Origin of the sequence: Kitasatospora sp. MBT63, assembly GCF_000710465.2 — a bacterium.
In the GTDB taxonomy this organism is placed as follows: domain Bacteria; phylum Actinomycetota; class Actinomycetes; order Streptomycetales; family Streptomycetaceae; genus Kitasatospora.
The window spans coordinates 1-5,580 of sequence record NZ_JAIZ01000419.1; the positions used below are offsets into that span (position 1 = coordinate 1).

Sequence of the window (5,580 nt, forward strand, 5' to 3'; positions counted from 1 at the left end):
GCCGCCCGTCCCGCGCGCCTGCACGGGATCCGGCTGGAGTCGCTCGCCCCGCCGGAGCCGGTCCCCGCCGCGCCGCGCGCCGTACCGGACCGGTCCCCCGCCCCGGCCGTCGTACCGGTCCCCGCCCTGGCGGCCGCATCCGCGGTCCGGGTGCAGCCGGTGCCCGCGGCGGACGCGAGCGCCGTACCGCACGAGCGCGGGATGGCCCGGGAACGGGAGTGGGTGTGGCGCACCTTCGCCCGGCAGTTCAACGCGGCCTCCGGCACGGTGTCCCGGGTGCTGTCCGAATCACCGGGGCTGCGCGGCGCCACCCGGGCCGAGGAGACCGACGCGTTCACCGACCTCGCCGCCCTGCGGCTCTACCTCACCGGCGACGGCGCGGCGCTGGACGCCGCGGTCCGGACGGCGACCGTCGGACCGCACGTGCCGCTGGCCCGCTGCGTGGCGGCAGGTCTGCGGCGGCTGCCGTCCCACCGCGGCGCCACGCTGCTGCGCGCCGCCCTGCACCCGTCCGAACGGGCCTGGTACCGCCAGGGCGACGTGCTGACCGAGTGGGCCTTCTGCACCGCGTGGGCCCGCACCGCGGAGCCGGTGACCGGCGCGACCGACTTCCTGATCTGGTCGCTGACGGCCCGCCGGACCGCCCTGCTCGCCCCGGCCGCCCCGGACCGGGTGGTGTTCCCGCCCGGGACGAGGTTCCGGGTGCTGGGCTCCGACGACCAGGACCGACTGCTGCTGCGCGAACTCTCCGCCTCGGAGGGTTCGGAGAACAGGAAGACGAACGTGCCACTCGACGAGATCGCCCTGGACGGCCTGGCCCGGGCCGCCGACGGCCCCGCCTCGCCCGCCCGCACCGGCGGCGACGCCGGACCGACCCCGCCTGCCCCGGGCACCGCGCCCGGTCTGCTCCCCCGCACCGCGCCGAAGGCGGTGGCCGCATGAGCCGGCGGCTGCTGGTCTCCCGGGAACGGCCGGGCGCGTACCCCACCATCGCCGCGGCACTGGCCGACGCGGTCGACGGGGCCCTGATCACGGTGGCCGCGGGCCGGTACGAGGAGGCGCTCACCGTCACCAGGCCGGTGACGCTGGCCGCCGAGGACGGCGACGGCCCGGTGGTGCTGCACGCGGCCACCGGCAGCACCGTGGTGGTGGACGCCGAGGCGGTGCGCCTGTCCGGTCTGGAACTCTCCGGCGCCGACGCCGAGGCGCCGGTGCTGGAGGTGCGGCGCGGGCAGGCGGCGCTGGACGGCTGCCGGCTGTCCGGTGAGTCCTGGGCCGCGGTGCTGGCCTGGCAGGACGGTGTACTGGCGCTGCGCGCCTGCGAGGTGTCCAACGCCCGGGGCGCCGGCATCGTGGTGACCTCGGCCGGCGCGAGCCTGGTGGAGCAGTGCGTCCTCACCGACATCGCCTCCTCCGCGTTCGTCATCGCCGAGCACGGCGAACTGACGGTCCGTGACTGCACGTTGGTGCGACCGCGGGGCAACGGGATCTGCGTCAACGGCCGTGGCGCCGTGGTGGTCGAGGGCGGGCGGATCGAGGGCAGCGGAAAGCCCGCGGTCGCGGTGGAGCAGGACGGCCGGGCCCGGCTGAGCAACCTCTCCGTCAGCGGCAGTTCGACGCTGGACGCCTATCTGACCAGCCAGGGCGCGACGGTCCTGACCGACTGCTCGTTCACCGGCTCCCGGGGCACCTCGGTGCACGTCGGCGGCGGGGCCCGGCCCGTGCTGCGCGGCTGCGGGATCGGCCCGGCCGCCGACGGCGGGATCCGGGTCGGCGAGGGGTCCGTGGCCCGGCTGGAGGGCTGCCGGATCGTCGGAACGCCGGTCGGCCTGCTGGTGGAGGGCGGCTCGGAGGCGGTCTGCGAGAAGACCTCCTTCGCCGGGACGACCACCGCCGCGGTGTCCGTGACCGACGCCGGCCGGCTGTCGGCCCGTGAGACGGAGGTCGAACTCGACCGCGGCTGCGGGATCGTGCTGGGCGAGGGGGCCAATGCCGAGCTGGACGGTGTGCGGGTGCTCGCCACCGGCGGGGACGCGGCCCTGACCCTGGACACCGGCGCCCGCGCTGAGCTGCTCTCCTCGCTGCTGCGCGGCGGTCCGGCGCTGGTCGGCGACGGCGCCGGACTGGACTGCCGGGACAGCGAGTTCACCGGATCCGGTGGGGACGGCATCCGGGTCGCCGAGGGCGGTTCGCTCACCGCGGTCGGCTGCCGGATCACCGGGGCCCGCCGCCACGGCGTCCAGCTGCAGCCCTCCGCGCGGGCCGAGTTGGACAACTGCGCGGTGTGCGACAACGGCGGTGACGGGGTGCGCTCCGCGACCGACGGCCCGGTACGGATCCACGACTGCGAGATCCGCGGCAACGCCGGCGCGGCCGTCGGCCGGGTCCGCGGTGCCGGGGAACCGGACGTCGCCCGGCTGGACACCGACGGCGGCGGCCCGCCGCCGGACGCGGCCGCCGACCGCCTGCCCGACGCCCCGGCGGCCCCGGGTGCGGCGGAGGCGACGGGCCTGGGCACCGGCCCGCTGGCCGACCTGGACGCCCTGGTCGGGCTGGAGAGCGTCAAGCGCGAGGTCACCGGCCTGATCAACGTCAACAAGCTGGCCCAGCGGCGGCAGGAGATGGGCCTGCCGATGCCGCCGATGAGCCGCCACCTGGTCTTCGCGGGCCCGCCGGGGACCGGCAAGACCACCGTGGCCCGGCTGTACGGGGCGGTGCTGGCCGAACTGGGCATCCTCAGCCAGGGCCACATCGTCGAGGTGGCGCGGGCCGACCTGGTGGCGCAGATCATCGGCGGCACCGCGATCAAGACCACCGAGGTCGTCAAGAAGGCGCTCGGCGGAGTGCTCTTCATCGACGAGGCCTACACCCTGACCAACCAGTCCCGCGGCACCGGGCCGGACTTCGGGCAGGAGGCCGTCGAGACGCTGATGAAGCTGATGGAGGACCACCGCGACGAGATCGTCGTCATCGTCGCCGGGTACTCGGCGCAGATGGAGCAGTTCCTCGCCTCCAACCCCGGCATGGCCTCGCGGTTCTCCCGTACCGTCGAGTTCCCCAACTACAGCTCGGCCGAGCTGGTCACCATCGTCCAGGGCCTGTGCGGCAAGCACTACTACGAGCCCGACGAGGACGCGGTGGCGGCGCTGCACCGCTACTTCGAGGAGGTGCCGAAGAGCGCCACCTTCGGCAACGGGCGGGTCGCCCGGCAGGTCTTCGAGGAGATGATCAACCGGCAGGCCTCCCGGCTGGCCGCGGAACCTCCGCACAGCGACCGCGAGTTGTCCCGCCTGACCGGCTCCGACGTGATCACCGTACCGGCCGCACAGGCCGACCCGGAGGCACCGGGTGAACCGACCCGACCCGAGGCGCCGGGCGAGGCGACCGCGCCGGCCGTACCGGGCGCAGCGGAGCCGCCGACCGGGCCGGCCGCGGGCCGGTCCGCGCTGGAGCGCCTCGACGCCATGACCGGCGCCGAGGAGGCCCGGGCCGCGCTGCGCGAACGGCTGCTGCTGATCGCGCGGGCCCGCCGGGCCGGCGCCCCGACCGGCCCCACCCCGCACCTGGTGATCCAGGGCGCACCGGGCAGCGGACGCCGGGCCCTGGCCCGGGTGTACGCCCACGCCCTCACCGAACTCGGCCTGCTGGCCACCGGTTCGACCACGCACCTGGCGCTGTCGGCCGTGCCGGCCCGCTGGCCCGAGCAGCCGCTGCTGCGGCTGACCGCAGCACTGGCCGACGCCGCGGGCGGGGTGCTGGTCCTCGAGGCGGACCCGGCGTTCGCCGGGCGCGGGCCCGAGGAGTGCGACGCCGTCCTCGCGGCGCTGGCCACCGCGGCCCGGGGCGCGGAGGGCGCCGTCCTGGTGCTGACCGGCAGCGGCCCGTACCTGATCGACACCCTGCGCGGCCGGGCCGAGCTGGCCGAGGCCTTCGCGCAGTACGTCGAGCTCGCCGACTACACGGCCGAGCACGCACTGGAGCTGACGCTCCGCCATCTGTCGTCCCACGGGATGCGCCTGGACGAGGAGGCGACCGCCGCGCTGGCCGCCGCCCTCGCCGCGCAGCCCGCGCAGCGCACCGCGTACGCGGCGCACCGGCTGGCCGAGCGCATCGCCGCCACCGCGCGCGAGCGCACGGTCACCCTGGACGACCTCACACGTCCTCGGACGGGCACCGGCTCCCGTCCCGAGGCCGAACGACCCCAGCCGGAAACCGTACCCGCACACTCTTGAGAGGAAGCGCCATGGCACAGCAGCTCACCCAGGTCGAACTGGCGGGCATGACCGCCGCCCAGGGCACGTTCCAGAACGCGGTGGACTCCGCCACCAGCTCCTACGCCCAGATCGAGGGCCAGGTGGAGGCCCTGCACGGCAGCTGGCAGGGCGAGGCCGCCACCATCTACGGCCAGGCCATGCAGCAGTGGCTCGCCGACTTCCGCAGCCTCAACCAGGCGCTGACCAAGATGCTGGAGACGCTGTCCGCCAACACCCACGTGTACGCCAACACGCACCAGGACACCTCGCAGGTGGCCCACCAGGTCGCGGCGCAGGTCAGCGCGGGCAGCGGGCTCGTCGGCTTCCCGCTCTGACCGGCGGCACCGCCCCCTGCACCACCTCACCGCACCACCCCACCCCCTTCCCACCCCCGCACCGAGGAGAGATCAGCATGAGCACGTACAGGGTCCAGATGGACCAGGTCGAGACCATCGTCGGCGAGATGGCCTCCATCACCCAGAAGATCAACCAGACGCTGGCCGACCTCGACAACCAGTCGACGGTCCACCTCGCCGAGTGGACCAGCGCCGCGCGCGACACCTACGCGCAGGTCAAGGTCCAGTGGGACAACGCCGCGGCCGACATGACCGAGAAGGCCGCCACCGCGACCCAGATGCTGGGCACCATCAACGAGTACTACTTCTACGGCGAGCGCTCCGGCGTCCAGCTCTGGTCGTGACCCGTCGATGGCCGACAGCAAGCAGGACCTCGACTACTTCAAGCACCACGGCTCGTCCTCGGGCGGCGGCTCGTCGTCGAACGGCGGCAGCGACGGCAGTGTGAAGCACCCCAAGGAGTTCGGCGGCGACACCTCGGTCGCGGCCGGGCACGGCCACTACGACGCCTCGTCGGGGTTCACCGCGCCGACCGTCCCGCCGCCACCTGGGAAGGCGGGGACCGGAACCACGGTGGATACGGCGTCGCTGGACAAGTTCGCCGACAACATCGCCACGCTCATCGCACCGGTGGAGGCGGCGACGAAGGCGCTCGACCCGGTCGGTGTGCACCCGGGCAACTTCTACCACGCCTCGGCGATCCGGCAGAAGGTCAACGGTCTGGACGAGGACGCCGGCCTCAAGGCCGAGTGCATCACGGCGCTCACCGACCTCGGTCACGCACTCGGTGATCTGCGCGACGGCGTGAAGAAGTTGAGCGGCCAGTACAAGACCATCGAGGACGCCAACAAGATGACCGCCAAGGACCTCCACCAAGCCATGGCGGAGGCGACCGGGAAGTTCAACACGTTCATCGACGACGCGGGTGGCAATCCCGCCACCGGCCCGGCCGCCGGCCCCGCCGGTGGCGC

At 74.5% G+C, this 5,580-nt stretch carries 3 protein-coding genes and 2 pseudogenes; all 5 read left to right on the forward strand.

The window, feature by feature from the left end; genetic code table 11:
* A pseudogene (locus tag AA75_RS49665) lies at positions 1 to 942 on the forward strand (hypothetical protein); the annotation flags it as partial.
* Entirely contained in the window at positions 939 to 4,232 is a 3,294-nt protein-coding gene (locus AA75_RS23305) for a right-handed parallel beta-helix repeat-containing protein (protein WP_051813133.1), read from the forward strand. The pseudogene AA75_RS49665 and the gene AA75_RS23305, both read left to right, overlap by 4 nt.
* A gap of 11 nt (positions 4,233 to 4,243) precedes the next feature.
* Positions 4,244 to 4,588, forward strand: a complete 345-nt coding sequence (locus tag AA75_RS23310; protein ID WP_033822145.1) for a WXG100 family type VII secretion target — start codon at positions 4,244 to 4,246, stop codon at positions 4,586 to 4,588.
* A 77-nt stretch (positions 4,589 to 4,665) separates the two neighbouring features.
* Positions 4,666 to 4,953 carry a WXG100 family type VII secretion target gene (locus tag AA75_RS23315; protein WP_033822146.1) on the forward strand — a complete coding sequence of 96 codons (288 nt, stop codon included), beginning with the start codon at positions 4,666 to 4,668 and terminating at the stop codon, positions 4,951 to 4,953.
* Positions 4,954 to 4,960: 7 nt separating this feature from the next.
* Positions 4,961 to 5,580 (forward strand): annotated as a pseudogene (locus AA75_RS23320) (hypothetical protein); the annotation flags it as partial.